The organism is Tahibacter aquaticus (genome assembly GCF_004363655.1).
GTDB lineage: Bacteria > Pseudomonadota > Gammaproteobacteria > Xanthomonadales > Rhodanobacteraceae > Tahibacter > Tahibacter aquaticus.
In genome coordinates this window covers 1-25111 of the sequence record NZ_SNZH01000025.1, presented here as the reverse complement: position 1 = coordinate 25111, position 25111 = coordinate 1, and the positions used below count along the sequence as shown (strand labels likewise).

Here is a 25111-nt window from a genome sequence, read left to right as displayed (position 1 = left end):
CCTGGGAATCTTCCGAACTACGCGCGCGGTGCGGCGATGCGACCGATACGGCTAGCGCGCGACGGCAGTCGGCGCCGCGCTGCCCAGACGGCCGCCGTGCAGCTCCAGCACGCGATCCATGCGCCGCGCCAGGCTGTGGTCGTGGGTGACCAGGACGAAGCTGGTGCCGACTTCGCGGTTGAGTTCCAGCATCAGCGCATACACCTGGGCGGCGTTCTTTTCGTCCAGGTTGCCGGTGGGTTCGTCGCCGAGCACGCAGGCCGGCCGAGTGACCAGCGCGCGCGCGACCGCGCAGCGCTGGCGTTCGCCGCCAGACATTTCGCCGGGCTTGTGTTCCAGCCGCTGGCCCAGGCCGACGCGCTGCAACAGGTCGCCGGCCTGGCGGCGCGCTTCGGCAATCGGCGTGCCGCGGATCAGCAGCGGCATGCAGACGTTCTCCAGTGCGGTGAATTCCGGCAGCAGGTGATGGAACTGGTAGATGAAGCCGAGCGAACGGTTGCGCAGTTCGCCGCGGGCCTTGTCCGACAAGGCCGACATGCGCTGGCCGGTCACCTCGATCTCGCCGCTGCTGGGTGTATCCAGGCCGCCGAGGATATGCAGCAAGGTGCTTTTGCCCGAGCCCGATGCACCGACGATGGCCAGGGTTTCGCCGCGTTTGAGTTCGAAGCTCAGCGCGTTCAGCACTTCGGTGCGCAGCGAGCCTTCCTCGTAGATCTTGCTGACGCCGCTGGCACGCAGCACCACGCCGCTTTCGGAATGAGTGGAATTATTCATAACGCAGCGCCGCCGCCGGCTGGGTGCGCGCGGCACGCCAGGCGGGATAGAGTGTGGCAATCAGCGAGAAGCCGAAGCCGAGCAAGGCGATCAGGCCGACGTCGCTCCAGTGCATGTCCGAGGGCAGATCGCTGATGTAGTAGACGTCCGGCGAGAGCACCGTGAAGTTGAACTGGGTCTCGATGAACTTGACGATGGCTTCGAGGTTCAGCGCCAGCACCACGCCGAACAAGGTGCCTAGCGCAATGCCGATTGCGCCGACCACCACGCCCTGCACCATGAACACGCCCATGATGCTGAGCGGCGATGCGCCCAGCGTGCGCAGGATCGCAATATCGGCCTGCTTGTCCTGCACCAGCATCACCAGGGTGGAAACCAGGTTGAATGCGGCGACGGCCACGATCAGCGAGAGGATCATGAACATCACGCGCTTTTCCATGGCGATGGCGCGGAAGAAATTCGCATGGCCCTGCATCCAGTCGCGCACGCGGTAGTACTGGCCCAGCTCTTCGGCCAGGCTGCGCGCGACGCCGAAGGCATTGAACATGTCGTCGAGTTTCAGGCGCAGGCCGTCCGGCCCTTGCATCTGGTAGAGGCGCTGCGCGTCTTCCAGATTGACGATGGCGAGGCCGGCATCGTATTCCTCCATGCCGATCTCGAAGATGCCGACGACGGTAAAGCGCTTCAGCCGCGGCACTGCGCCTACCGGCGTGGCCTGGATTTCCGGCGCGTACACCACGACCTGCTCGCCCACGTCGACGCCGAGCTTGTACGACAGTTCGCGCCCGAGCACGATGCCGAAGCGGCCGGCAACCAGGTCTTCCAGCTTGCCTGCCTTCATCTTGCGGTCGACTTCGGAAACCTTGGGCTCCTGGTCCGGCAGCACACCGCGCACGATGGCGCCGCCGACGCGGTCGCCCTGCAGCATCGCCTCGCGTTCGATGAACGGCGCCGAGCCCAGTACATGGGAATTGGCCTCGGCCTTTTTCTGCGTCGCCGCCCAGTCGCTCATGCCGCCTTCGTCGAGGCTGCTGATGGTCGCGTGCGAGACCATGCCGAGGATGCGCGTGCGCAGTTCGTTGTCGAAGCCGTTCATCACCGAGATGACCACGATCAGCGCGGTCACGCCCAGGGCGATGCCGAGCATGGAAATCAGGGAAATGAAGGAGATGAAATGATTGCGACGCTTGGCCCGCGTGTAGCGCAGGCCGATGAACAGCTCTAACGGTCGGAACATGGCCGAATTGCAGTCCTTGGGAACGGGTTCAGACCGAAAAGCCGGCCGAGAGTGCTATAGCCGCCGCAAGCGCGCAAGCCGAGCGCAGCGCGGCGTTCAGCTCAAGCTCGGTGGCAGTGTACGCGGCCTGCACTCCTGGGCGAGACGCACGCGCAAGCAGCGGCGCGTATCGCGATCGAGATTGTCCGGCAGCAGCGGCAGGCTCACCCTGCGCCCGGCCGCCTGCAGGCGCAGCAGCACGGCCGGGCCGAGCGTATTCCAGCCTTGCAGCGTGGCCGGCTGCTGGGTGCGGCCGGCATCGAGCAGCAGCCAGTTGCCGTCCCTGTCCCAGCCTACCTGGCGCACACGCGGTCGCAGCAGGCGCAGCACGGCCAGCGCGTAGCTGGTCACGACCAGCACCGACAGCAGCAGTGCCCAGCGCGGATACTGGCCGAGCCGGCTGTACCAGACCGAGCCCAGCGCCAGCAGCAGCATGCCGCTGCACAACGCGGCGAGCAGGCGCGAAGGCCGGTAGTCAAACGCGATCGCGTCGGCGGATTTCATCGACGATAAGCTGCCAGTCCGCACGCGTTGCGGTTTCGCGCCCGACCAGCCAGTTCCACAGGTCGGGGTCCTGCACCTCGAGCAGATCGGCAAACGCGGCCTGCAGTGCCGCATTTGCCTGGGCGTAGCGCGTATCCAGCCACCAGCCGACCAGGGCATCGAGCTCGCGCGTGCCGCGGCGGCAGCGCCAGCGCAGGCGCGCGACAGTGGTGTCGGTCATGGCCGGCGTCAGGCTCAGGCGCCCTGGCGCAGCACCATCAGTTTCTTGATCTCGGCGATCGCCTTGGCCGGGTTCAGGCCCTTGGGACAGGTGCGCGCGCAATTGAGGATGGTGTGGCAGCGATACAGGCGGAACGGGTCTTCCAGGTCGTCCAGGCGAGCACCGGTGTCTTCGTCGCGGCTGTCGACGATCCAGCGGTAGGCCTGCAGCAGGATGGCCGGGCCGAGATAGCGGTCGCCGTTCCACCAGTAGCTCGGACAGGAGCTGGAGCAACACGCGCACAAAATACATTCGTACAGTCCGTCCAGCTTGGCGCGGTCTTCCTTGGACTGCAGGCGCTCTGCGTCGGGCGGCGGCGCGCTCTGGGTGCGGATCCACGGCTTGATGGACGCGTACTGGGCGTAGAAGTGGGTCAGGTCCGGCACCAGGTCCTTGATCACTTCCATCTGCGGCAGCGGATAGACCGGCACGTCCTTGGCATCGCAATCGCCGATCGCCTTGGTACAGGCCAGCGTGTTGGTGCCATCGATGTTCATCGCGCAGGAACCGCAGATACCTTCGCGGCAGGAGCGGCGGAACGTGAGCGTGGGATCGATCTCGTTCTTGATCTTGATCAGCGCGTCCAGAACCATCGGCCCGCAGGTGGCCAGGTCCACGTCGAAGGTGTCCACGCGCGGGTTCTGCCCGTCGTCGGGATTCCAGCGGTAGACCTTGAACGTCCGCACCTTGGTAGCGCCTGCCGGCGCCGGGAAATGCTTGCCCTTCTGCACGCGGGAATTCTTGGGCAGTCTGATCTCAGCCATGTTGCGGACTCCGGGAGGCGGCGATGGCCTCGATTTCTAGCAGCCAGGCGGGATCGAGCGTTTGCGCGACGATCACGGTCAAGGCGGGCTGGTGGGAACCAAGCACTTCGCGCCGGATCGCGCCGTTACGGGCGGCGTGGTCGCGCGAGGTGAGAAATGTGGTGATTTTTACAATGTCGCCGACGCCCAGCCCCGCCGCCTGCAGCGTGGCGAGGATATTGCGCCAGACCGCGCGGCACTGCTCGTCGAAACCCTGGGCGATGCTGCCGTCGGGGTTGCTGGGAATCTGTCCGCTGACGAACAGCAATTCCTGCCCGGCGGCGAGCTTGAGCCCGTGCACGTAGCCGCCTTCCGGCGCGGCCACCTCGGCGGGAACGATGGCGCTGAACTCAGCCACGCGACAGATTCCGCGTCCACTGCCCGCTCAGCACGAAGCGCGGGAAGGTGATGAACTGTTCGACGAAGACGCGGCCGAGGAAATCCAGCGGGCCGTCGAACGGCACCGGCGCCTCGGCCTCGCGCTTGTGGCCTATGCCCTGCGCCAGGAAGGCCAGCACGGCGAAGCCGAACGCGAACAGCGCCGGCAGCCATTTGCCCCAGGTCAGGAAACGCACGCTGGCGAGCATGCCGGCGATGAATGCCGGCACCGCCACCATATGCAGCAGCAGGTTGAGCCGGTCGCGGTGATTGCGCTCGTAGCCCCGCCACTGCCATGCGATCAGCCCGCCTTCGCGTGCCATCGGTGCCTTCCCTTCTTAGTAAGTGCGCGCCTTCGGCGGCACGACCTGGACATCGTCGGTAAGCGTATACATGTGCACCGGCCGGTAGTCGATCTCGGTCTTGCCCTTGTCGTCGACGGTGCAGATGGTGTGCTTGAGCCAGTTTTCGTCGTCGCGCTTGCCTTCGTGACCAAGATTGCCGGCTTCGTCGTGGGTCCAGAAATCTTCGCGCGCCTGGGCGCCGCGGGATTCCTTGCGGTTTTCCGCCGACACCATGGTGACCAGGGCCTGGTCGAGCAGGTTCTGCAGCTCCAGCGTCTCGATCAGGTCGGAATTCCACACCAGCGAGCGGTCGGTCACGCGCACGTCGTTGTAGGCCGCATGGCATTCCTGCATGCGCTTGACGCCGCGCTGCAGGCCTTCGGCCGTGCGGAACACCGACGCATCTTCCTGCATGGTGCGCTGCATGCGCAGGCGCAGATCTGCCGTCGGCGTGCTGCCGTTGGCGTAGCGCGCACGGTCGAGATTGGCCAGGGCCTTGTCGACGATGCTGGCGGGCAAGTTCTTGTGCGGCGTGCCGGGCTTGATGATTTCCGCAGCGCGGTTGGCGGCGGCGCGGCCGAACACGACCAGGTCGAGCAGCGAGTTCGAGCCCAGGCGATTGGCGCCGTGCACCGACACGCAGGCCGCTTCGCCGATGGCGAACAGGCCGGGCACGACCGTGTCCGGGTTGTCGCCGGCCTTGCGCACCACTTCGCCGTGGTAGTTGGTCGGAATGCCGCCCATGTTGTAGTGCACCGTCGGCTGCACCGGAATCGGCTGCTTGGCCACGTCGACACCGGCGAAGATATGCGCGCTCTCGGCGATACCCGGCAGCTTTTCGTTGATGACGTCGGCGCCCAGGTGCATCAGGTTCAGATGGATATGGTCGGCGGCGGCGCCAACACCGCGGCCTTCGCGCACTTCGATGGTCATGGCGCGCGACACCACGTCGCGCGAGGCCAGGTCCTTGGCGTTGGGCGCATAGCGCTCCATGAAACGCTCGCCCTTGGAATTGGTCAGGTAACCGCCTTCGCCACGCACGCCTTCGGTGATCAGGCAGCCGGCGCCGTAGATGCCGGTGGGATGGAACTGCACGAATTCCATGTCCTGCAGCGGCAGGCCGGCGCGCAACACCATGCCGCCGCCGTCGCCGGTACAGGTATGCGCCGAGGTGGCCGAGAAATAGGCGCGGCCGTAGCCGCCGGTGGCCAGCACCACGGAATGGGCACGGAACAGGTGGATGGTGCCTTCGGCCATGTCCATGGCGATGACACCACGGCAGACGCCGTCGGCATCCATGATCAGGTCGAGCGCGAAAAACTCGATATAGAAACGCGCGTCGTGCTTGAGCGACTGCTGGTACAGCGTGTGCAGGATGGCGTGGCCGGTGCGGTCGGCCGCGGCGCAGGTACGCTGGGCCGGGCCGCCTTCGCCGTAGCGCACGGTCATGCCGCCGAAGGGACGCTGGTAGATCTTGCCGTCTTCGGTGCGGGAGAACGGCACGCCGTAGTGTTCCAGCTCGATCACCGCGGGAATCGCCTCGCGGCACATGTATTCGATGGCGTCCTGGTCGCCCAGCCAGTCCGAACCCTTGATGGTGTCGTAGAAGTGATAGCGCCAGTCGTCCTCGCCCATGTTCGCCAGCGCCGCGGACATGCCGCCCTGCGCCGCGACGGTATGCGAGCGCGTCGGAAATACCTTGGTGATGCAGGCAGTGCTGAGGCCCTTGGCCGCCATGCCGAAGGTGGCGCGCAGGCCCGCGCCGCCGGCACCGACCACGACCACGTCGTACTTGTGCTGCTGAATCTTATAACTTTGCATTTGTTCAGCTTCCCAGGGCGATGCGAACGATGGCCAGGGTGCAGGCCAGGGCGCCCAGCACGCAGAGGAATTTCACCGCGATCTGCAGCGCAATCTCGAGCCCCGGCGTATGCACGTAGTCTTCGATGACGACTTGAAGGCCGAGCTGGGCATGCCAGAACGCGGCCAGCACGAAGGCAGCCATCAGAACGGCGTGGCAGGGCGTCGCGAGCAGCGCGCGGGCGCCGGCGTAATCCAGATGGACCAGGCTGAGCAGCAGCCAGACCAGCCACAGCGACAGTGGCACCAGGGCGATCGCGGTGATGCGCTGGACGATGAAATGATGGGTGCCGCCGCGGGCGGAACCGAGGCCGCGCACCTGCTTCAGCGGCGTCTGCAGGTTCGGGCGACTCATGCGCCACCCCGCTGCAACAGCACGCAGGCCCAGACCAGCGCGGTCAGCACGAAGGAACCGATCACCGCCACCCAGCCGGTCATGACGAAGGTCTTGATGGCGAAGCCGCGGCCGGTGTCTTCGAGCAGATGGCGCAGGCCGTTCAGCAGGTGATAGGCCAGCGACCAGGTGAAGCCCAGCAGCACGATCATGCCGACGATGGAGCCGGCAAAGCCCTGCACTTTCGCGTAGGCCGCCGGACCGCTGGCCAGGCTGGTCAGCAGACAGACCAGCAACACGCTACCCGCGGCAAGGGCGACGCCCGCGGCACGATGCAGGATCGAGGACACCATCTGTATCTGCCAACGGTAGATATCGAGGTGCGGTGAACGAGGTCTTGCCACTTGAGGCATGGTCGCCATCCTTTACGCCAACCGGGATTCCGATCCGGACGCACAACCACCGCTGCCTGCACGCTGCGCGCAATCCGCAGTCGCCCGTCAGAAGTCGATGCAACGGCCATTCTTCTCCCAGTCGCCGTAGCGGGTCGGCTCCGGCCCCTGGCGGCCGCCGATTTCGCGCGGACGCGACGTAGCGTCCGTCGGTGCTGGAGCCGCAGGCTCGGGCACGACGCGTTCGGGCGGAACTGGCTGGGAAGTGGATTCGGGCATAGGTTTTGAAGCGGCGCGAAGGTTAACGCCGGTGGGGGTAACTGACAACCCTTGCGCAGCGCAGCATGCAACATCGCCGCCCCGCTACTGTACGCCGCCGATGGCGTTACGACCAAAGTCGCGGCGAAAGCGCCGCACGCCGCGCCCATTTGCCATACTTTCGCCCTTTGCCGCCGGAGTGTCCGCGTGCCTTATCCCGCCCATCCCGAGCTGATCGAACTCAGCGGCCCCGACGCCACGGCCTTTGCCCAGGCGCAGTTCTGCAACGACGTGCTGGCCCTGGCCCCGGGCCAGAGCCAGCTCAATGCCTGGCTCAATCCGCAGGGTCGCGTACGCCGCCTGTTTCATCTGCTGCGCGCGGGCGAATCGCGCTACCTGCTCGCCCTGCGCGGCGGCGAGGCCGCCCCGCTGCTGGCGCCCTTGCGCATGTTCGTGCTGCGGCTGAAGGTGCAGGTACAGCAGCTGCAAGGCTGGCACTGGCAGGAAATTGCCGGCGACAACGCCGCCGCTGCGGACGACAGCTGGAGGCTGGCCCTGCCCGGCCAGCGCGCATTGCTGCTGCAGGCCACCGCGCCGACGGTTGCCGCACTCGACGGCGACGGCCTGCTGCACGACCTCGACGCCGGCCTGCCCTGGCTGCCCACGCACGCGCTGGAACAGTTGCTGCCATCCTGGCTGGAATTTGCGCGCCTGGGCGCGATCAGCCACAGCAAGGGCTGCTACCCGGGCCAGGAAATCGTCGCCCGCCTGCACTTCCGCGGCGGAGGCGACAAGCGCGTGCTGGCCTGCCTCGAATCGGCGCAGGAACCCGCTGGCGGCGAACTGCGCGACACATCCGGCGCCGAGGCCGGCCTGCTGCTGCAAAGCTGCCGCCTGCCCTCGGGCAGCTGGCGCAGCCTGGCGTCGGTGCGGCGTGAGCTGGCCGCCGCCGGCACGCCGTTGCTGTGCGGCGGCGTATCCGGGCTGCAGGCGATCGAGCCCGGCTGGAGCCGCGCAGCAGAGCAATAATTCACCTGAAATGCGCACGCGAAGATTGCGTATACTCAGGCTATTGTGTCGTCGAGCTCACGGGGGAGATTCGGCATGGTCCAGCGCATGTTCGCCCACTCGAAGGCCGGCAGCCGCCGCAGCCTGACCCGTTCCCTGGTCCGCTTCGCCTTTGCCCTGGCCTGTGCCGTCGGCACTGCCGCCGCCCAGGCCGACTACAGCTTCGTCGTCGAGCCCGTCTACGGCCCGCAGAAAGCCGCCGAAGTCTACAGACCGCTGGTCGAGTACCTGGCCAAGGCCACCGGCGAGAAATTCACCCTGGTCACGCCGAAGAACTACCATTTCTACTGGCGCGATCTGCGCGAAAACCAGAAGTTCGACTTCGCCATGGACGAAGCGCACCTGGCCGACTACCGCATCGCCCGCTTCCAGTTCGTGCCGCTGGTGCGCACGGCGGAACGCCAGAGCTATACCCTGGTCACCAACGTCGACCTGCAGGACAAGGGCCTGGAAGCGCTGATCGGACGCAAGATCGTCTGCATGGGCGCCCCCAGCCTGGGCTATTCGCTGCTGCTGGGCTTCTACCCCAACCCGATCCAGCAACCGGATATCGAATCCTCCGCCGCCTCCTGGCGCGACGCGGTCGAAGCGGTATTTGCCGGCGAAGCCGCCGCAGCCATGGTACCGACCTGGCTCAAGGACCAGTATCCCAACCTCACCCCGGTCAAGACCTCGGTGGAATTCGCCGGCGCTGCCATTTCGGCCGCGCCCGGCGTGCCCGAAGCGATCCGCGCCAAGGTCGCCGCGGCACTGCTCAAGCTCGACCAGGATCCGGCCCTGTCCAACCTTCTGCTCGAGCTGGGCATCAGCAAATTCGTCGCTGCAAACCCGGCCGACTACAAAGGGGCCGAGGTCATGCTGAAAGATTTCTACGGCTATCAGTAAGGGCGCTGCGCATATTGCAACAACCCGGCAATATGCAAAAAGCTGCAAATTTCATCACAAAACGCACGCTGAACAGCATGTTAGCTGCGCGTTAACTGCGACCCGGGCGGTTTGACAGCACCCGGATTGCCCGCTAGGGTGCGCCTCACCGAATCCAGCGGGTCGCCATTCCCGCACCCCAGAATCGGGTCAGGAGACCCGACCAACCAGATCTCGTGAACCGGATGAGTTCGGATCGCGCGGTTTTTGACGGCCGGAATTTTCTCTACGGTCGTCCTGGTTAAAGCGCTTCCGCTACGTTGGCGGGAGATGTGATCAACCGGTCGTCAGCCTGCGCGGGCACTTGTTGCCCAGGAATGCGCCCCGGCACGACCACGCCGCCACGCTTAGGAAGGCGGCGCAACCGACATTCCGGAAACCCGAAACGCCTGGCGGTCGCCTTACGACCTCAAGCGCGCGCAAGGACCGTGTGCACGGAGGTATGAGCATGAAGCTGGGCCTGTTGCTGTGGATGACTTCGGTCATGCCGCAACCCATCGCCGACCAGACCTGTCTGGCGGCAACCGTCTATCTGGAAGCCCGCGGCGAATCCATTCGCGGCCAGATGGCCGTTGCCGAGGTCGGCCTGCACCGTCTGGAGCAGGGCCGCTGGGGCAGCAACCTGTGTGAAGTGCTGACGGCACGTCGCCAGTTTGCGTTATCCATTACGAGTAAAAATTACGAAATTGACAATTTTGACGCGTGGACAAAAGCCTGGGTAGTCGCCAGCGGCGCGCGCAACACGTGGCTGTTGCCGGAAAGCCTGCGCATGCGCGTAGTGCCCGGCGCCAGTCATTTCGTCGCCAACTATGCCGAGCCGCAGAGCTGGGCCATAGGCCGTCCGGTGGCCGTCATCGGTCCGCACCGCTTCTATGCGCTGAACTGATCACCACATATAGAAAACTAAAAATAGCTTCATAGTTTATTGTTACCATACCGGCGCCCATCGTGGCGCCGGTCCTGTTTTCGAACCCCGCCCTGCCCCCGGCTTGCCGGCCCTCACGCCAGGCGGTGGGCGCCTCGCCGCTGTCACGCTACCATCGCGGCTTTCTATCCCTGCGGGGGGAGCCGATGGAAACGCTGCTGCGCCGCGTGCGCGAACTCGATCCCAAGGCCGCGGCCGACGCGCTGCACGATCGGGCGGACGCGGAAGTCGCCGCCGTGCTGGCCCAGCTGAATCCGGGCCAGGCGGTGGAAATCCTCGAGGAATTCGCCCCGACCCGGCGCCAACGCATCGCCGCAGCCGACAGCGCCGGCGAGCAGTGGCTGGAAGACGGCGCCTGGCCGGAATCCAGCGTCGGCCGGCTGATGGAAAAGCCGAATGCGGTCTTCGCCCCGGGCACTCGCATCCACGAAGCGGTGGAAACCCTGCGCGAGGCGGTCAAGCAGACCCTGATCACCTATCTGTATGTGCTCGACAAGCACGATCGCCTGGTCGGCGTGGTTGCCTTCCGCGAACTGCTGTTCGCCAATCCCAACGACACCCTGGCCGAAGTGATGCTGACCTCGCCCTTCTCGCTACGCGCCGACATGGATCTGATCGACGCCATGCATGCGGTGGTGACGCGGCACTATCCGGTCTATCCGGTCTGCGACGCCGAAGGCCGCCTGATCGGCGTGGTGCGCGGCTCGGTGCTGTTCGAGCAGCAAGCCTTCGAGATCAGCGCCCAGGCCGGCGCGATGGTCGGTGTGGAGAAAGAAGAGCGCGCCGCCACGCCCTGGCTGCGCTCGCTCAAGTTCCGTCACCCCTGGCTGCAGCTGAACCTGTTCACGGCCTTCATCGCCGCGGCCACGGTCGGCCTGTTCCAGGACACGGTCAATCGCATCGTGCTGCTGGCGATCTTCATTCCGGTGCTGTCGGGGCAATGCAGCAATACCGGCTGCCAATCGCTCGCCGTCACCTTGCGCGGCATGACGCTAGGCGAAGTGCGCAGCTCCCAGGCGGGCGCGCTGATGGCGAAGGAGGCCCTGCTGGGCCTGGTCAACGGCGCGCTGACCGGCGTGGTCGCCGCCATTGCCATGTACGTCATGGCAACGATGCAGCATCACCCTCAGCCTTGGCTGCTGTCCCTGATCACCTGGGTGGCAATGACCAGCAGCTGCGCCATTTCCGGCATGGCCGGCGCTGCGGTGCCGCTGCTGCTCAAGCGCCTGGGCGCCGATCCGGCCACGGCGTCGAGCATCTTCCTGACTACGGCGACCGATGTGGTCAGCATGGGCCTGTTTCTGGGCCTGGCGGCCTGGCTGGTGATGTAGCAGCGATGCGGCATCCCGTCATGCAGGACAGCGCAAGGCGAAGGATCAGCTGCGCAGACCGAACCAGCGCCGCGGCAGCAGCAGCTTCAACGCGCGTTCGGCGCTCTTGCGGCGCAGGCCGGGCTGACACAGTCCGCGCCAGATCGGCCCCAGCCAGGCGCGTCGCGGCTGGTCGAGAATTGCACTGCGCGCGTCTGCCTCGATGCGGTACAAGGCGATGACCTGCTGTGCCAGCGCCCGCCGCTGCGTTGAAATATCGGGCAGTTTTTCCAATGCCGCGGCGATGTCCTCGGCAACGTCGCGATACATGCGCACAGTGCGCTCGTAGCGGCGGCGGAAGCGCTCGGGCGAGTCGTCGTGACGAGCGAAGATCCAGTTGCCCAGCCCGTCGGGATTCTGCCGGTAGTCGATGAGCGCCTCGTCCAGACACAGGCCGCGGCCGAGCAATACTGCGCGCAGGCTGAGGATATTGTCCTCGGCGCTGCCGCGCAGCGGGCCGAAACGGTCGAACACTTCGCGCCGCAGCGCCAGGCTGGCCCCCAGCAAAGTGACCAGGCGGCCGGCGCGGGCGAAATATTCCAGGCCAAATTCGGCCGGCATATGCCGCACGCCCTGGCGCAGCGGACGGCCTTGCATGTCGATTTCGTCGACTATCGATCCCAGTGCGTAGACCTCGGGGTTGGCCTCGAACGCCGCCAGCGTGGCCGCGGCACGGCGCGGGCGTGCAATGTCGTCGCCGGCCATGATGATGAAGATGCGCCCTTGCGCCAGCGCCGCCAGCTCGCTCAGGTGACGCGAAATGCCGCGATTGGTTTCGCTCTGCCGCACGATCACCTTGTGCGGCCCGGCATAGCCGGCCAGGTGACGCTGGGCGACGGCAAAGGTGTCGTCGGGCGAGCAGTCGTCGGACACGATGATTTCGCAGGCGACGGTCTGCGCCAGCGCCGCGTCGATCGCCGCGACGATGGTGTCGGCGGCGCGGTAGGCGATCAGCAATATGCTCAGCGCGAAGTCGTTGGGCGGATTCATTGCGCCAGGGTCAGTCGAAAACACCGCAGTCTAGCCGACGCACTCGCGGCTGTGCTTGCAGCCGTGCTGGCGCAACGGCCAGACTCGACGGCATGGATGCCCTCTTCGACAATCTGGTCGACAGCCACTGCCACCTGGACGCGCCGGAGTTCGATGCCGACCGCGCCGAGGTCATCGCCCGCGCCCGCGCCGCCGGCGTTACCACGCAAGTGATCCCGGCCATCCGCGCCGCCGACTGGCCGGCCCTGGCGCAGCTCTGTGCCGGCGACAGCGGCCTGCTGCCGGCCTATGGCCTGCATCCGCTGTTTCTGGCCGAGCACCGTCCCGAACATCTGGAACAACTGCGCGCGCGCCTGCGCCAGGGCGATGCGGTCGGCGTCGGCGAATGCGGCCTGGACTATTTCGTCGACGGACTGGAGCCGGAGCTGCAGCGCCTGTTCTTCCGCGGCCAGCTCGATATCGCGCGCGAGTTCGACTTGCCGCTGATCGTGCACGCGCGCCGCGCGGTGGAGGAAGTCATTCATTCGCTGCGTGCCGCAGGCGGCTTGCGCGGCGTGGTGCACAGCTATTCCGGCAGCATCGAGCAGGCCGAACAATTGTGGAAGATGGGGTTTTTTATTGGCATAGGCGGGCCGCTGAGCTATTCCCGTGCCCATCGCCTGCGTCGCCTCGTCACGCAGATGCCGCTGGAATTCCTGCTGCTGGAAAGCGATGCACCCGATCAGCCGCTGGCCGAGCAGCGCGGCCAGCGCAACGAACCGGCCAGCGTGGCCGCTGTTCTCGATGTCGTTGCCGCCCTGCGTGCGGAGCCGCGAGAGCAGATCGCCGCGGCGATACGCGACAATGCGCGGCAGCTGTTCGGCCGCCGCGCCAAGCCATTGTTCCCTCAGCCGTTGCGCTGATGCAGCGGCGGCGGTTCCGGCACGCGCTTCTTCCAGCGGCTCAGCAGCAAGGTGACCAGAGCCAGCAGGATTTCGTCGACGAACGGAACCAGGTCGGGCACGAACAGATCGATCACGAACAGCGTCGCAGTCAAGGCCAGCAGACGCGGAAACCGCAAGCGCTCGGCAAAGCCGAGCAGTGGTCCGAACACCACCGAACGCAGCGAACCCGTCATTGCCGTATTTCCCCTCGCGCGCGAGCCACTTTGCCCGCCTGCGCAATGTGGGGCGCTAGCGTGGGCGACGCAAGACCCAGCAATGTGAACCCTATGCTGCGGAAGCGCCCGGCCGTGACGCCAGCAGCCGCTCTATCGCCTTGCCCGCTGCCACCAGGCCGAACGCCGCCGTCACATGCATGGCCGCACCGAGGCCGGCGCCGCAGTCCAGGCGGAAACCTTCCGCCGCATCGGCCGGCCGCGTGCCGCAGACGCTGCCGTCGGCCTGGGGATAGCGCACGTTCTCCAGCGAAAATACCGCCGGCACGGAGAAATAGCGCTCGCGATTGCGCGGGAAACCGAAATCCTGGCGCAGTTTCTTGCGCACCAGCGACAGCAGCGCATCGTGCTCGGTACGCGACAGATCGCGCACCTGGATACGGGTAGGATCGACGCGTCCGCCGGCCGAGCCGACCACGAGCAGGGCCTGCTTGCGCCGGCGGCACCAGGCAATCATCTCGACCTTGACGCGGAAGCTGTCGCAGGCGTCGAGAATCAGGTCGAAACCGCCGTCGAGCAGCTCGGCCAGATTGGCCGGCGTGACGAAGCTTTCGATTGCCGTGACCTGTATGGCCGGGTTGATGGCCTTTGCGCGCTCCGCCAGCACAGCCACCTTGGCGCGGCCGAAATTGCCTTCCAGCGCATGCAGCTGGCGATTGGTATTGGACAGGCAGATGTCGTCGGCATCGATCAGCGTCAGATGGCCGATGCCGCTGCGGGCCAGGGCTTCGACGCTCCAGGATCCCACGCCGCCCAGGCCGATCACGGCCACGTGGGCCAGGGCCAGACGGTCCAGCGCGCCGCGGCCATACAGCCGGTCGACGCCGCCGAAGCGGGCCGCAATAGAAGGTTCGTACATCGGCGGATTCTAGCAGTGCGGTCGTGGACGCTACAGCCGCTACCGACGCTGGGCTATGCTCGCCGTTTTGCGCGGTACCGCCATGCGCTCCTTGCTGATCCTGCTTGCCGGCGCCCTGATCGGCGCGCTCATCGCCTTCAGCGCCGCCAATGCCCTGCACCAGCGCAACGCCTGGCCGCGCGGCGTGATGGCCGTGCTGCAGCAGCATCAGGCCGAACTGCGCCGGCTGCAACGCAGCGGCAAGTGCGATCCCGCCGTCATGGCCTTGCATTTGCGCCGTCTGGCCGAGACTGCCGTCGACATAGGGCCCTCGCAACCCGGCGAAGTACCCGACTTCTTTGCCCAGGCCAAGCAGTTTGCCGACCTCGGCCAGCGCTGGGCGCAACAGCCGCCGGCCGACTGCCAGGGGCTGGACGCGCCGCTGCAGCAGATCCGCGAGGCCTGCGAAGGGTGCCACCGCGACTATCGGTGAACGACAGAAACCCGCGGATCGAAAGCTGGGCACAACGCCGACAAAGGTGCAACCTGAACAGCAGACGGGACATCGGCGTCCCGCGCTCGCCCGTTCCGCTGCAACCCGAGTGCGCGTACGTGCCAGCCTCGACCAGGCCGTTGCGGACTCGCCCATATCGGCGCAATTCCACTAGTATCGAAGCTGTATCCGCGGCGGCATCGGCCATGTATAGAAGCACCGACGGCGATCCACCCGGGCGCGCATGAACGCCAGCGACGCCCTTTCCTCTGCCCGGCGGCGGCTGTATGCGCTGCCCAAACTGGCCTTGTGGCGACTGGGCCGCCTGTGGCTGCGCTTCCAGACAGCCATCTTCACCCGGGCGCGCTATTCCGAGCCCAAGATGCGCTGGATGGGCGCGCTGGGCGTATTCGGCTTTCCGGCCTATTGGGTGGTCTGGGCGCTGATCATCCCGCAGCCCTACGAAAACCTCGGCCTGCGCCTGTTCGGTTCACTGCTGTTCCTGCCGCTGATGCTGGTCAGCTACTGGCCGAACCGCGTGCGCGCCTGGCTGCCGCTGTACTGGTATCTGGCGATGACCTTCGCCCTGCCGTTCTTCTTTTCCTACATGCTGCTGCAGAACAGCCACCAGCCGGAATGGCAGCTGTCGCATCTGCTGTCGGTGTTTCTCATGGTGATGCTGTTCGACATGGTCAGCTTCCTCGTGACCAGCGTCGTCGGCACCTTGTTCGCCGTACTCGTCTACGCGCTATGGCCGTTCGCGCCGCTGGACGGCGGCGCCCTGCTGTCTTACTCGGCGGTCTGGGCCTTCGCGCTGATCTCTGGGTCGGTCTTCAGTATTTCCCACAGCATCAGCAACCAGGCGCGCCTGGATGCAATCATCGCCGCGACCAACAACATCGCGCACGAATTGCGCACGCCGCTGGCCTCGGTGCGCATTGCCACCCAGGCGGTGGACCGTTTCCTGCCGCTGCTGGCCGATTCGCACCGCGCCGCCGTTGCGGCCGATCTGCCGGTGCCGGAATTGCGCGAATCACAGCTTGGCCGCCTGTCCAAGGCGATGGACACCATCGGCCGCGAAGTCGAGCACGCCAATACGGTGATCGACATGCTGCTGGTGGCCGCGCGACCGATAGGCTCGCTGCAGCTGGAGAGCATTTCCGCGCGCGATTGCGTACTGGAAGCGCTGGAGCGCTACCCGTTCGGTTCGCAGCACGAGCGTAGCCGTGTCAGTGTCGGCATCTGCGACGATTTCGCCTTCAACGGCTCGCGCCTGCTGCTCGTGCACGTGTTGTTTAATCTGATAAAAAATGCCTTATTCCACACAGGCCAGGCGGGCAAAGGTAATATCGTCCTCAGCGTTCACGCCGACGAAGGAGGACAACGTGTGGTCTGCCACGATACCGGGCCGGGAATTCCGCCCGACGTTCTGCCGCATATCTTCGAACGTTTTTACTCCAGCGCCACCGACTACAGTACCGGCCTCGGCGTCGGCCTTTCATTCGTGCGCATGGCTTTGGAACGCATGGGTGCGACCATCATCTGCCGCTCTACCTTCGGCGAATTCACCGAATTCACGATCGTCTTTCCCGACCTGATACGGAGGGAGAACTGATGCAACCCGGCGCCAGCGCGATCCCGCCGTTCTACTTTCCCACCACCACAGTCCTGGTCGACGACCACGAGGAATACCTCGACGTCGTCCCCCTGATGCTCGATCCCATGCTGCACCTGCGACCGTTCAGCTCGCCGCGCATGGCCCTGGCCGCGCTCGGCAGTGCCGGCAGCCGTCCGGTGCCCGGTGGAGGCTGGCTCTACCGCTGGGGAGACGAGGTACTCCTAAATATCCGTAAGTAAACGATATTTTTTGATATAATCCCCTGCACAAGCCCTGCACAGCAACGACCGATCAAGTACTTACGGCGAAGTTCTGCACGGAATCTGCACAGAAAGGGGTAGCCCATGGCCTTCGTGACCGACAAGCAAGAGCTCAAACCGGGCCTTGTGATCTTCCGCCGCTCGGATGTACAGCACCGGCGGTGGTACTGCCGGGTAAAGCTCCCGAAAGAAGATCGGTACAAGACCTTTTCCCTTAAGACTGAAAGCGAAGGCATTGCGCGCGAAAAGGCATTCGACTACGACGCGGACGTACGCTTTCGACTCAAACACGATGTTCCGGTGTTCAATCGACCGTTTTCGGCAGTCGCCAAGGACTACGTGGCGGCGCAAGAATTGAAGGCTTTGCGGGGCGAAATCAGCAAAGACCGACCGCGCAAGGTGCGCGCGACGATCGATGGTCCGTTGCAAGCCTATGTCGGCTCGACGCAGGTGCATCTAATCGGTCAGGAAACCTGGGATAACTACCCCGGCTGGCGTCGTCAGAATGGTGTCGGTCGCTATCGTGACAAGCGCATCAGCGACGCGACAATCAGCACTGAAATGTCGATCCTGGCTGCGGTGATGAATTTTGCCGTTAAAAAACGTTTCGTTCCGGCGAGCCTGAGCCTGAGCTTCGCGAAGCCTAAGCTCAAGACGATGCGGCGCGACGAGTTCACTTTAGAGGAATACCGCAAGCTGCATACGGTCGGACGCGCATGGGTGGCGAGAGCGAGCAAATCGACAAACTTGTGGTATCGCACGGTTGCCTACAACTTCATCCTCATTATGTGCAATACGGGTATGCGTCCGCCGGAGGCGAAAAACCTTCGCTGGCGGGACGTCAGGCCCGCAAAAGACCGAGAAGGTCGCGAGATCGTCGTGCTGTTCGTCCAGGGCAAGGGCAAGTCGCGCAACCTGGTCGCGCCGAAGAGCGTGCTCGACTATCTCGAACGTGTCCGCGCCATTTCCAAGGCAACCGCACCGGATGACCGCGTTTTCACGACGATCAAGGGCGCGCCAGCCATGACGCTCTATGCAGGGATGGTGGAAGACCTGCTGATTGAAGCGGATCTCCGCGATGGCGCGAACGGCGTTAATCGCTCAACCTATTGCTTCCGCCATACCTACGCGACCTTCCGCCTCAGCGAGGGGGTGGACGTGTATTTCCTTGCCGAGCAGATGGGCACCTCGGTCAAGATGATTGAAGACCACTACGGCCACGTAAACACCATCAAGCACGCTGACCGCGTATTGATGGGCATGGGCGGCTGGGAGCCTGTCGAGCCGGCTGTTGCCGCCAAGGAAGCCGGCGATAAGGTGGTGGCTGCCGCTGGGGCGCGCCAGCGCATTGCGCCGAAGAAGAAACGAGGTTAGATCGGCAAGGTAGGCACATCGAGCTCGATGTGCTGCCGATCTTCTCGCACCCGGGCATCACCGATCGCGCCGCTGGCGCGCTCTGGATCGGGGATGGCTGGGCAACGCAGGATGCTTAACGCATCGAGCCTCGATGCGTTCCTGCGTCGCTTGCCCTTGCTTGAGGGTCGATTGCGCCGCTGGCGCAAGGAAATCGACCGCTTTGCTTGCTCCCATCCGAAGAAGCCCACGCCGAGCTTTCGGTTCGTTCAGTACCTGGATGTCACGGGGCTGGAGTTCTGGCTCTTTCAATGGGCTATCGCACTAACGCCCAAGTCGGACTTCGTGCGACGGCTAGGCAACGACATTTAGCCTGTATTAGACAATCCGTACAGCAATGCTCGAAAGAAGCTGGGTATGCTTTCGAAGCCAAGCATCCCATCGTTGCCGAACTTACTGCGGGCAGCACTCCGGATGCTGGATATATGGGGAAGGGGTTGCAATCTTTCAAAGACGGCGCAATGATCCGTCTCGCGCATACATAGCAGACCCGAGGCGTCGCTCGGCTGCACCCGTATGTCAGGCCCGGAAACTGGGTTCCGGTGTTTCCAGCGGAGAGGGGAAATGCTCGCATGTTGCGGGCTAGCTTCCTTTTCGCGAGACGAGCCAACGGTGCGCAATGCCCAATGTGCTAGCGATGGGGTCGCGGTTCGTATCGCACCTTGCGACGATGCTGATGGACTATTGCAGGCATGAAAAAACCGCCAGCCTCTGGCTGGCGGCTTGGTTTCTGTCAAGGTGCGAAGTAGATGCGGATGGCGAGCTCAACAAGCAACCTGAGCCACGGCGTCCAGTCGCTACTTCCCGGGCTTCCATTGCCCATTTTGTTACCAATGCCGCCGCTAAGCTGGATCTTCGGCGGTTTACGCGCGCTCTTGCTCCGGGCGCGTTTCGGGCGTTTGCCTTTGGCCATACAGGCCCTCCGACAGTGGTTACCAGGTCGAGAATTCTCTTGACCCAGGCGTGCGGAGGCCTTAGGTTGTTACAAGTATACTTTTTTCCGTTTCGCCATTCGTCCCTGGTAGGCCAATCCTCAACCGTAGGCCTGCCTCGTCGAAAGGACGGCGTCCCTCGCTCCTGCGAAGAATGAGGGGACGCTGTCCACCCCTATCGACTACGCTCGCGCAGTATCTGTGGGCGGAGTGAATCTTGGAAGCTTTGAGAATTAAACATAACTAGTGCTATCATTTCGAGCTTTAAAAGGCCCGCTGAAAAGCGGGCCTTTTTTGCGTTCAAGTGATTGAAATTGTTGCAAATATTTCAGTTTTCTTCCTTCGCATTTTTGCTGCAAAGCAACATTTTTCGACGTGACTACAGCGCGAACAGCGTGATCCCTTTCGCATATTCGCTAGTTGATAATTTCGGTCGCTCTGCTGACCGAATTTTCAGCTGCGCCGACACCTGTCAGCGTGTATTTACAAGTGCTGATTTTGATTTGTGTGGCTAGTCGAAATCCAATACATCGAGATCGCGGGCGCCGTGAATGACACGTACGACCTCGATGCCGCCGGGAACGTCCCGGTGAAGAACGAGATAAGAGCCTATCGGCCAAGTGCGTAAGCCGCGGCGGATTTCTTGGCGTGCCCGGCTGATACCCGGCATGTCGGCTACCGTCTGGCAGCTCGCCGCGATTTGACGCAGCTGCGCGGTTGCGGCAGCGGGATTGTCCTGGGCGATGTATTCCCACAGGTCGAGCAGGTCAGCATCAGCCTGTACCGTGTAAAACACCTGCGCCATGCAGCCTAGTCTTTCTTCTGCCTTGTATTGGCGCGCCCGATGACGGCCTCAATGTCCATTACGCCCGCGCTTCCGCTGGCAACGCCCTCATCCCACAGCTTGCCAATGCGTTCGATCGCGGCCCGCTTCTGGGCTTGGCGTTCCGTCCAAAGGCGCATGGCGTCGCGAACAACCTCGCTATGCGTCGAGTACTCGCCAGCCTCTACGGCACCCCGCATCGCGGCTGCATGCTCCGGCGTGAACGCCAGAGAGAATTTCTGAATTTTGGTGGCCATTCGTCCTACCTCCTATATCAAAAAGTAGGAAAAATGACTACCTAAGTCAAGGGAAAAGGTCAGCCGACGAGCCATTTCAAGGCCTTAGCGATACCCATAGCTAACAGTAGCCAGGGCGCAACAAGTGCCAGGACGATACAGAGAGCTGCGGCTACTGGCCCGAAGGGGCTGGCCTCGCCGAGCTGCCTATGGCTGCGGTATGACTTCCGTGCCATCGCTTACCGCCCCAGGTAAACGGTTGTGATGGCCTCGCGGCCGTGGCCCAGCTCGGCCGAGATTTGCAGCCGGACGCGCCGGTCTATGACCCGCTGCGCTGGCGTGAGCTGCCGCAGGCCCGACCCACCGGCCGCCGGTGCCGGCCAGCCTGCCAGGTTGCGATACCGCCACTGCGCATAGTGGTGGCGCAGGCCGTGGGTCTTCGAAATCCCCGCCTTGCTGGTGGCGAACTTGAAACGCTGGAGCTGATCGACGTAGCGCAGGTGCCCAGAAATGAGCGAGCCATCGCCGGCAAGGCGGCGCACCTCGACAAGCAAGGCGCGTTGTCGGGGTGTAAACACTGGCACAGTGCGCGGTCGACCGCCCTTGCACCAGCTTCCACGCAGCCGGATATGGTCGCCCTGGTCGGCGTAGGAAACGCGGAACTTGATCGCTTCCTCGCGGCGCAGGCCGAAAGCGGCCTGCAGGCGTAGGGCGAAACGAATATGGGGGTCTTCGATGCGGGCAAGGGCTTCCTGGGTGGCCTGGATGGCTTTTGAGCCCTTGGCGACGAACTCGCGGGCCTCGATACCGTAAACGGTATTGTCGCGGGCGATGACGGCGGACTTGTCCACCTTTTCGGCCCACCATCGCAGGGCAGCCATACGGTTCTTGCGCGTGCCAGCGGCGAGGCCATCGCCCTGCCACTGCTGCGCCAGCGCATCAACGTGCTTGGGCTTCAGCGACCGTGCGCCCATCCGCCCGAACCCTAAAGCCTTCAATTCATCCGCGACCTGGCGTAGCACCTGCAGGCGACCCGCCTGCGTTGCCTTGCTGCCGTCCCGATTACGTCGGCACAGCATCGTCAGTTCGAATTTCAAACACGCGGCCAATCGCTTGGCCCTTTCTCTTCTGTTTAGTGTTGATGCCGGGAGCGTGCCCGTAGGCACGCCCACCGCCCGGATAGGGCGCAAGGGCAATTGCTTAGTGCCTCAAACGAGGCGGTGGTCGCCGTGCCGGTAGGCACTGCACGAACCACTGCGCCGCGCTGCTGCGCGGCTTTGTGTTCTCTTGATTAGTGCGTCCAGGTGCACCACGCCTGCCGCGAAGCGGCCCGATAGCGTGTCTTAGTAGACCTCCGATGGGTTGTGAAACGGAAATAAGGTATCTAAGAAATACCGACTAATCGCAAAATGCACAATTGAGCAAAAGTGATAGCAAAGCGACATGAGAAACGATAGTGAATGCCCTTCCTGGAGCGACATGTCCGTGTCTGTAGAAGAAAACTCCCGGCGGACAGTTCCGACCGGGAGTGTTTTCCGCTCGGTCGTGGTTACTGGAAGCCGTTCGCGAAAATCTTCTCGCCCGGACAGTTAACCGAGCCTGCACCTAAGCATGGGTCAGATACCTGAAGCCCGACCATCGGGAAGGCCATCGCGTCGCCAAATCCTATGCCATCCGAATCGCTCATCAGCGGGTTGGTCCCTACGACGTGTTCGAACCCGTCGACCAATCCATCACCGTCGCTATCGGTAGAGCCGTACGCGTAACCAAGCAGCTTGCTTGAGGCTGCCGGATAAGCACTCGTGTATCCATTGGCTTCGAACGTAGAGCGTTCGCTCTCCAAGAACACAGCGCAATCCGAGGCCGCGGTCTTGCAAGCCCGCCACAGCTTCTGAGCACCCGGCGGGATGCAGCTCGGCTCCGGGCTACAGGGCGAATACACGTAGCCTTGAATCGTGCGCAGCTCGTAACCGCCGGCATGGGCTTGCTCGACGTCCGAGACCGTGGCCATCAGCGTGTAGTCGGCAGCATTTACAACGCACGGCGGGACGTCTGGATTACAGCCCGATGGCCAGACACGCCCTTTGCTCATCATGTAAAGCGGTCGGAGAGGCGGATAGCTCGCGCGTGGCGTGTATTCAGTCGTCAGCACATAGGCGGCGGCCTTAGGTATGGGCGGCGGTGTAGTGCCTGCCTCATAAGGGAACGCCGAATAACCGGGAACTGTCGGACCGTCCGAGGTATACGAAGCCACAGCGTAGCGAAGCGCAAGCGCAAACTGCGGCGACGTCGTATCCGCGTAGTCACTCGCCCCCGTGCTCTTCATCCGGAAAAGCGGCGTGACACGGTTCTTGATGGCCGCACCGGCGACTTTGCCAAGCATGCGTTTTACCGCCGCTTCGGTATTCGGGTAGCCAAAGCCGAGTTGATTGGACTTCGGAATGCCGGCCAGTGCCTGGTAGGTGTTCTGTGCTAGCACAGTGCGGATACCGCCCTGTCCCGAAACAACCGTGGGGGTGGACGGGGCAACAAGCGGATTCACTGAACGCAGAATGCCCGAAACACCGGAGATCTCCGGCGAAGACATAGATGTGCCAGTGCAGAGCCCCTGGCCGCCTGCGTAGCCTGGGCCGGGGTAGTTATCGCCGCATTTGATGATCGGGTTCCACGTCATGTTCGGATAGGTCAACGACCAGATGCGAGCCGAACCCGCGACGAGCTCTTGGTCCGCACGCTCGTTCGATGGATCTGGCGCCTTGGCATAGTTCGACCCACATTCCGAATTCGACCCCACCTGTGGGCAATTCGTCAGGGTTCCTGGCGACTCGTCCCATAGCGTGTGGCTCTCCTGAATTCCTCCGGCGGCAACCACACGGGAATCGCTGGCCGGGAAGTCAATCTCTTGGCGCCAGTTACCCGATGCCGCCACCATCATGACCTGCTTCGAGGCGGCATGAGCAAGCGCAACACAAAAGGCTTCTTGAGGAGCGGAGTAGCATAGATCAGTGTATGGGGCTTGGAAGCCGAAGCTTTGATTGAGCACTTGCACACCTAGGTCGGTCAGATACGTAAGTGCCGCAGGAATCTGCTCGCTGTTGACGTCGGGAAACACATCGGTGACCGGCGGGGCCGCGCAAACGTATCGTGAGACTCGGAACATCGCGAGTCCGCAGTTCTTGCACGTCCCCTTAATCTGCCCGTCGCTGTTCGCTGCAACCAAGCCGGCGACATGGGTGCCATGCCCAGCGTAAGAGGCGACGGCATGGCCGTTGCCGTCATGGGGACAGCCATTGCCGCCAAAGGTAACGGAAGGCTCAGCTTCATCAACGTTCGCGTCATCTGCCACAGGCCGACTCCCGATGTCATAGGACGCCACTGGAATGAAGTTACCGCCCAGGTACTGCCCGGTCGCGGAAAACTGGCGCAACGAGGGGTGAGTCGTCGCAAGACCATTGTCCGCAAGGCCGACGAGCGCGTATCCACCCGCCCGCGCCCACGCACTATCAATGTTGAGCTGCACGCGCGCATATTGGTCGGGCGTCGCAAGCGTGAGCGGCGGTTCACCACCGAAACCGTAGCCAATGAGCACCGCCGATGAGAATCGAATTGGCAGCGGCTTTGAAATGTGGAGGACTTGCGGTTCAGCACTGAGCGTCGAAATAACGGTCGTCAGATTCGTTCCCGTCGGATACTCGACGATGAGATAACGCTCCAGCTTCGCACGCGATGACTGCGGATTGGCGTTGAGGTAATCGAGGAAATCACCTTCGGCGCGCTGTTGAAGAAGATAGCGCGCACCCGTGGGGTTACCCACGTCCAGATTCGCGATAGGCGGCTTGGGCGACCTAGGGCTACTGTTGAGGTAGTTGAGCACATCATCGGAACTGGGATCGCCGACATCGGCCCGTACCAGAAGCTGCACGACGTTGGGCGCGTAGGTCTGTGCGCTTGCGTCCTGTCCGGTCAGCAAAAGTGCCAAGCACAGGAAAGGTGCAAGTCGCTTACGCGAGAGGAGGAACAGCCCGAGCGTCAACAGGGCAAGCGCAGGAGCGCCTAGCGCCGGGATAGGCACTTCCTGCGGTGGCGAACCCGTCACCGTAAACGGGATCGCCGCAATCGTTTCGACGATTTGATTACCCAGAAACCCGGTGTAGGTGCGGTCAATCTGGAACGTGTAAGCACCTGGGGGGAACGCTCTTGTCTGATATCTCGCGACACCGTTGCCAAACAGGCAAAACGCAATATTGGTCTGGTGGATGCTTGGCACAACGGCTTTGATGGTCATGCCGCTCTGCGTGACAGGTATCGGCGTTTCAGACCCGTAGAACAGGTCGCATTCGCCATACGGAATTTCAAACCCAACCACGTCCTCAGCGCGAGGTGCTGGAGGGATGAGCGTAGGGGGTAGTACGTATGCACTGCTCGGGAATGCAACGACAAGCAGCACGAGAACGATAACCGTGCGTATCCAGCTTGGTAACATGAATGTCTCCCTGGTGACAGTCGGCGCCCGCCGAGGCGCACTCAGCATTGTTCAGGAACATAAAATTATGATGTAAAAATACTGTTAACGCCGGCTTGGAGTTTAGTCGAAGGGGCAATCTGCCGTGCATCCTGTCGAGTATGGAGCGCAGCAGCTCGAAGGCCCGTCATGGTTTGGAACGACACTGCAAAGCCTGACATACAAAGCAGGGGGAAGCTCGCTTCCCCCTGCTGTACCACTACATCAACCCTCGCTCGGCCATGCTGATGACGTCCACGCCACCGATGACGAAGTGATCCAGCAACTGAACCGCCCCGAGATTCCCGGAGACTCCGGATTGTGAGTCACGCCGTCATGGCGGACTCGCGGATTGCTGCGTAGTAGCGTGCCTCGGCTTCTG

General features: G+C 63.5%; 29 protein-coding genes. 10 read left to right on the top strand and 19 right to left on the bottom strand.

Features of this window, described 5'->3' with window-relative positions; genetic code table 11:
* Positions 1–51: 51 nt before the first annotated feature.
* The 11 genes from lolD to DFR29_RS30240 form a co-directional block, all read right to left on the bottom strand.
* Positions 52–774: a lipoprotein-releasing ABC transporter ATP-binding protein LolD gene (gene lolD, locus DFR29_RS26960; protein WP_133821747.1), complete on the bottom strand. Its 723-nt coding sequence runs from the start codon at positions 772–774 to the stop codon at positions 52–54.
* Positions 767–2011 carry a lipoprotein-releasing ABC transporter permease subunit gene (locus tag DFR29_RS26955; protein ID WP_133821746.1) on the bottom strand — a complete coding sequence of 415 codons (1245 nt, stop codon included), beginning with the start codon at positions 2009–2011 and terminating at the stop codon, positions 767–769. The genes lolD and DFR29_RS26955 overlap by 8 nt, the downstream gene beginning before the upstream one ends.
* Before the next feature lie 96 nt (positions 2012–2107).
* Complete coding sequence (locus tag DFR29_RS26950) at positions 2108–2554, bottom strand: protein YgfX (RefSeq protein ID WP_133821745.1); 447 nt, start codon at positions 2552–2554, stop codon at positions 2108–2110.
* Positions 2526–2774, bottom strand: a complete 249-nt coding sequence (locus DFR29_RS26945) for an FAD assembly factor SdhE (RefSeq protein WP_133821744.1) — start codon at positions 2772–2774, stop codon at positions 2526–2528. Before DFR29_RS26945 ends, DFR29_RS26950 begins: the two co-directional genes overlap by 29 nt.
* Positions 2775–2788: 14 nt before the next feature.
* The gene (locus tag DFR29_RS26940; protein ID WP_133821743.1) at positions 2789–3577 is read right to left on the bottom strand and encodes a succinate dehydrogenase iron-sulfur subunit; all 789 of its coding nucleotides are present in this window, start codon (positions 3575–3577) and stop codon (positions 2789–2791) included.
* Positions 3570–3974 carry a RidA family protein gene (locus tag DFR29_RS26935; protein ID WP_133821742.1) on the bottom strand — a complete coding sequence of 135 codons (405 nt, stop codon included), beginning with the start codon at positions 3972–3974 and terminating at the stop codon, positions 3570–3572. Before DFR29_RS26935 ends, DFR29_RS26940 begins: the two co-directional genes overlap by 8 nt.
* On the bottom strand, positions 3967–4317 hold the full coding sequence (locus tag DFR29_RS26930; RefSeq protein WP_133821741.1) for an Mpo1-like protein: 351 nt from the start codon (positions 4315–4317) through the stop codon (positions 3967–3969). Before DFR29_RS26930 ends, DFR29_RS26935 begins: the two co-directional genes overlap by 8 nt.
* Before the next feature lie 15 nt (positions 4318–4332).
* Positions 4333–6159 (bottom strand): succinate dehydrogenase flavoprotein subunit, encoded by a 1827-nt coding sequence (gene sdhA / locus DFR29_RS26925; protein ID WP_133821740.1) that lies wholly within the window; start codon positions 6157–6159, stop codon positions 4333–4335.
* A 4-nt stretch (positions 6160–6163) separates the two neighbouring features.
* Positions 6164–6553 (bottom strand): succinate dehydrogenase, hydrophobic membrane anchor protein, encoded by a 390-nt coding sequence (sdhD, locus tag DFR29_RS26920; protein WP_133821739.1) that lies wholly within the window; start codon positions 6551–6553, stop codon positions 6164–6166.
* Positions 6550–6945, bottom strand: coding sequence for a succinate dehydrogenase, cytochrome b556 subunit (sdhC, locus tag DFR29_RS26915; protein ID WP_133821738.1), 396 nt, complete (start codon positions 6943–6945; stop codon positions 6550–6552). Before sdhC ends, sdhD begins: the two co-directional genes overlap by 4 nt.
* Positions 6946–7032: 87 nt before the next feature.
* Positions 7033–7203 carry a DUF1674 domain-containing protein gene (locus DFR29_RS30240; RefSeq protein ID WP_243746196.1) on the bottom strand — a complete coding sequence of 57 codons (171 nt, stop codon included), beginning with the start codon at positions 7201–7203 and terminating at the stop codon, positions 7033–7035.
* Between the two features lie 186 nt (positions 7204–7389).
* Here DFR29_RS30240 and ygfZ point away from each other — a divergent pair, with 186 nt between their 5' ends.
* From ygfZ to DFR29_RS26890, 4 genes are all read left to right on the top strand, one after another.
* Entirely contained in the window at positions 7390–8211 is an 822-nt protein-coding gene (gene ygfZ / locus DFR29_RS26905) for a CAF17-like 4Fe-4S cluster assembly/insertion protein YgfZ (RefSeq protein ID WP_166654375.1), read from the top strand.
* A gap of 75 nt (positions 8212–8286) precedes the next feature.
* Positions 8287–9135 (top strand): phosphate/phosphite/phosphonate ABC transporter substrate-binding protein, encoded by an 849-nt coding sequence (locus DFR29_RS26900; protein ID WP_133821736.1) that lies wholly within the window; start codon positions 8287–8289, stop codon positions 9133–9135.
* A gap of 487 nt (positions 9136–9622) precedes the next feature.
* Positions 9623–10060: a cell wall hydrolase gene (locus DFR29_RS26895; protein WP_133821735.1), complete on the top strand. Its 438-nt coding sequence runs from the start codon at positions 9623–9625 to the stop codon at positions 10058–10060.
* 185 nt (positions 10061–10245) lie between these two features.
* Positions 10246–11430: a magnesium transporter gene (locus DFR29_RS26890; RefSeq protein ID WP_133821734.1), complete on the top strand. Its 1185-nt coding sequence runs from the start codon at positions 10246–10248 to the stop codon at positions 11428–11430.
* Between the two features lie 45 nt (positions 11431–11475).
* Here DFR29_RS26890 and DFR29_RS26885 read toward each other — a convergent pair whose 3' ends face one another.
* On the bottom strand, positions 11476–12459 hold the full coding sequence (locus DFR29_RS26885; protein ID WP_133821733.1) for a glycosyltransferase family 2 protein: 984 nt from the start codon (positions 12457–12459) through the stop codon (positions 11476–11478).
* Positions 12460–12551: 92 nt separating this feature from the next.
* On the opposite strand from DFR29_RS26885, the gene DFR29_RS26880 reads away from it, so the two are divergent.
* Positions 12552–13361, top strand: a complete 810-nt coding sequence (locus DFR29_RS26880; protein ID WP_133821732.1) for a TatD family hydrolase — start codon at positions 12552–12554, stop codon at positions 13359–13361.
* Here the strand turns inward: DFR29_RS26880 and DFR29_RS26875 are convergent.
* Positions 13346–13576 (bottom strand): DUF6116 family protein, encoded by a 231-nt coding sequence (locus DFR29_RS26875; RefSeq protein WP_133821731.1) that lies wholly within the window; start codon positions 13574–13576, stop codon positions 13346–13348. The two genes, DFR29_RS26880 and DFR29_RS26875, sit on opposite strands and share 16 nt — an antisense overlap.
* Before the next feature lie 91 nt (positions 13577–13667).
* Positions 13668–14474 carry a tRNA cyclic N6-threonylcarbamoyladenosine(37) synthase TcdA gene (tcdA, locus tag DFR29_RS26870; RefSeq protein WP_133821730.1) on the bottom strand — a complete coding sequence of 269 codons (807 nt, stop codon included), beginning with the start codon at positions 14472–14474 and terminating at the stop codon, positions 13668–13670.
* A gap of 82 nt (positions 14475–14556) precedes the next feature.
* Here tcdA and DFR29_RS26865 point away from each other — a divergent pair, with 82 nt between their 5' ends.
* The 5 genes from DFR29_RS26865 to DFR29_RS26845 all read left to right on the top strand — a co-directional run bounded on the left by DFR29_RS26865 (position 14557) and on the right by DFR29_RS26845 (position 18549).
* Positions 14557–14946 carry a hypothetical protein gene (locus DFR29_RS26865; RefSeq protein ID WP_133821729.1) on the top strand — a complete coding sequence of 130 codons (390 nt, stop codon included), beginning with the start codon at positions 14557–14559 and terminating at the stop codon, positions 14944–14946.
* Between the two features lie 244 nt (positions 14947–15190).
* The gene (locus tag DFR29_RS26860) at positions 15191–16561 is read left to right on the top strand and encodes a sensor histidine kinase (RefSeq protein WP_133821728.1); all 1371 of its coding nucleotides are present in this window, start codon (positions 15191–15193) and stop codon (positions 16559–16561) included.
* Entirely contained in the window at positions 16561–16803 is a 243-nt protein-coding gene (locus DFR29_RS26855) for a hypothetical protein (protein ID WP_133821727.1), read from the top strand. The genes DFR29_RS26860 and DFR29_RS26855 overlap by 1 nt, the downstream gene beginning before the upstream one ends.
* 105 nt (positions 16804–16908) lie before the next feature.
* Positions 16909–18198 carry a tyrosine-type recombinase/integrase gene (locus tag DFR29_RS26850; protein WP_133821726.1) on the top strand — a complete coding sequence of 430 codons (1290 nt, stop codon included), beginning with the start codon at positions 16909–16911 and terminating at the stop codon, positions 18196–18198.
* Positions 18199–18291: 93 nt separating this feature from the next.
* Positions 18292–18549: a hypothetical protein gene (locus DFR29_RS26845; protein ID WP_133821725.1), complete on the top strand. Its 258-nt coding sequence runs from the start codon at positions 18292–18294 to the stop codon at positions 18547–18549.
* A gap of 421 nt (positions 18550–18970) precedes the next feature.
* Here DFR29_RS26845 and DFR29_RS26840 read toward each other — a convergent pair whose 3' ends face one another.
* The 5 genes from DFR29_RS26840 to DFR29_RS26820 form a co-directional block, all read right to left on the bottom strand.
* Positions 18971–19150 carry a hypothetical protein gene (locus tag DFR29_RS26840; protein ID WP_133821724.1) on the bottom strand — a complete coding sequence of 60 codons (180 nt, stop codon included), beginning with the start codon at positions 19148–19150 and terminating at the stop codon, positions 18971–18973.
* A 530-nt stretch (positions 19151–19680) separates the two neighbouring features.
* Positions 19681–19974, bottom strand: a complete 294-nt coding sequence (locus tag DFR29_RS26835; RefSeq protein WP_133821723.1) for a type II toxin-antitoxin system RelE/ParE family toxin — start codon at positions 19972–19974, stop codon at positions 19681–19683.
* 5 nt (positions 19975–19979) lie between these two features.
* Positions 19980–20249: a ribbon-helix-helix domain-containing protein gene (locus DFR29_RS26830; protein ID WP_133821722.1), complete on the bottom strand. Its 270-nt coding sequence runs from the start codon at positions 20247–20249 to the stop codon at positions 19980–19982.
* A gap of 218 nt (positions 20250–20467) precedes the next feature.
* Positions 20468–21325: a phage integrase N-terminal domain-containing protein gene (locus DFR29_RS26825; RefSeq protein ID WP_243746195.1), complete on the bottom strand. Its 858-nt coding sequence runs from the start codon at positions 21323–21325 to the stop codon at positions 20468–20470.
* A 452-nt stretch (positions 21326–21777) separates the two neighbouring features.
* On the bottom strand, positions 21778–24513 hold the full coding sequence (locus DFR29_RS26820) for a S8 family serine peptidase (protein WP_166654374.1): 2736 nt from the start codon (positions 24511–24513) through the stop codon (positions 21778–21780).
* Between the last annotated feature and the right edge of the window lie 598 nt (positions 24514–25111).

Excerpts from the sequence above, each read along its gene's own strand:
- lolD (WP_133821747.1), bottom strand. The coding sequence starts at position 774 with ATGAATAATTCCACTCATTCCGAAAGCGGCGTGGTGCTGCGTGCCAGC.
- DFR29_RS26955 (WP_133821746.1), bottom strand. The coding sequence starts at position 2,011 with ATGTTCCGACCGTTAGAGCTGTTCATCGGCCTGCGCTACACGCGGGCC.
- DFR29_RS26950 (WP_133821745.1), bottom strand. The coding sequence starts at position 2,554 with ATGAAATCCGCCGACGCGATCGCGTTTGACTACCGGCCTTCGCGCCTG.
- DFR29_RS26945 (WP_133821744.1), bottom strand. The coding sequence starts at position 2,774 with ATGACCGACACCACTGTCGCGCGCCTGCGCTGGCGCTGCCGCCGCGGC.
- DFR29_RS26940 (WP_133821743.1), bottom strand. The coding sequence starts at position 3,577 with ATGGCTGAGATCAGACTGCCCAAGAATTCCCGCGTGCAGAAGGGCAAG.
- DFR29_RS26930 (WP_133821741.1), bottom strand. The coding sequence starts at position 4,317 with ATGGCACGCGAAGGCGGGCTGATCGCATGGCAGTGGCGGGGCTACGAG.
- sdhA (WP_133821740.1), bottom strand. The coding sequence starts at position 6,159 with ATGCAAAGTTATAAGATTCAGCAGCACAAGTACGACGTGGTCGTGGTC.
- sdhD (WP_133821739.1), bottom strand. The coding sequence starts at position 6,553 with ATGAGTCGCCCGAACCTGCAGACGCCGCTGAAGCAGGTGCGCGGCCTC.
- sdhC (WP_133821738.1), bottom strand. The coding sequence starts at position 6,945 with ATGCCTCAAGTGGCAAGACCTCGTTCACCGCACCTCGATATCTACCGT.
- DFR29_RS30240 (WP_243746196.1), bottom strand. The coding sequence starts at position 7,203 with ATGCCCGAATCCACTTCCCAGCCAGTTCCGCCCGAACGCGTCGTGCCC.
- DFR29_RS26900 (WP_133821736.1), top strand. The coding sequence starts at position 8,287 with ATGGTCCAGCGCATGTTCGCCCACTCGAAGGCCGGCAGCCGCCGCAGC.
- DFR29_RS26895 (WP_133821735.1), top strand. The coding sequence starts at position 9,623 with ATGAAGCTGGGCCTGTTGCTGTGGATGACTTCGGTCATGCCGCAACCC.
- DFR29_RS26890 (WP_133821734.1), top strand. The coding sequence starts at position 10,246 with ATGGAAACGCTGCTGCGCCGCGTGCGCGAACTCGATCCCAAGGCCGCG.
- DFR29_RS26885 (WP_133821733.1), bottom strand. The coding sequence starts at position 12,459 with ATGAATCCGCCCAACGACTTCGCGCTGAGCATATTGCTGATCGCCTAC.
- DFR29_RS26880 (WP_133821732.1), top strand. The coding sequence starts at position 12,552 with ATGGATGCCCTCTTCGACAATCTGGTCGACAGCCACTGCCACCTGGAC.
- DFR29_RS26875 (WP_133821731.1), bottom strand. The coding sequence starts at position 13,576 with ATGACGGGTTCGCTGCGTTCGGTGGTGTTCGGACCACTGCTCGGCTTT.
- tcdA (WP_133821730.1), bottom strand. The coding sequence starts at position 14,474 with ATGTACGAACCTTCTATTGCGGCCCGCTTCGGCGGCGTCGACCGGCTG.
- DFR29_RS26865 (WP_133821729.1), top strand. The coding sequence starts at position 14,557 with ATGCGCTCCTTGCTGATCCTGCTTGCCGGCGCCCTGATCGGCGCGCTC.
- DFR29_RS26860 (WP_133821728.1), top strand. The coding sequence starts at position 15,191 with ATGAACGCCAGCGACGCCCTTTCCTCTGCCCGGCGGCGGCTGTATGCG.
- DFR29_RS26855 (WP_133821727.1), top strand. The coding sequence starts at position 16,561 with ATGCAACCCGGCGCCAGCGCGATCCCGCCGTTCTACTTTCCCACCACC.
- DFR29_RS26850 (WP_133821726.1), top strand. The coding sequence starts at position 16,909 with ATGGCCTTCGTGACCGACAAGCAAGAGCTCAAACCGGGCCTTGTGATC.
- DFR29_RS26845 (WP_133821725.1), top strand. The coding sequence starts at position 18,292 with ATGGCTGGGCAACGCAGGATGCTTAACGCATCGAGCCTCGATGCGTTC.
- DFR29_RS26840 (WP_133821724.1), bottom strand. The coding sequence starts at position 19,150 with ATGGCCAAAGGCAAACGCCCGAAACGCGCCCGGAGCAAGAGCGCGCGT.
- DFR29_RS26835 (WP_133821723.1), bottom strand. The coding sequence starts at position 19,974 with ATGGCGCAGGTGTTTTACACGGTACAGGCTGATGCTGACCTGCTCGAC.
- DFR29_RS26830 (WP_133821722.1), bottom strand. The coding sequence starts at position 20,249 with ATGGCCACCAAAATTCAGAAATTCTCTCTGGCGTTCACGCCGGAGCAT.
- DFR29_RS26820 (WP_166654374.1), bottom strand. The coding sequence starts at position 24,513 with ATGACCATCAAAGCCGTTGTGCCAAGCATCCACCAGACCAATATTGCG.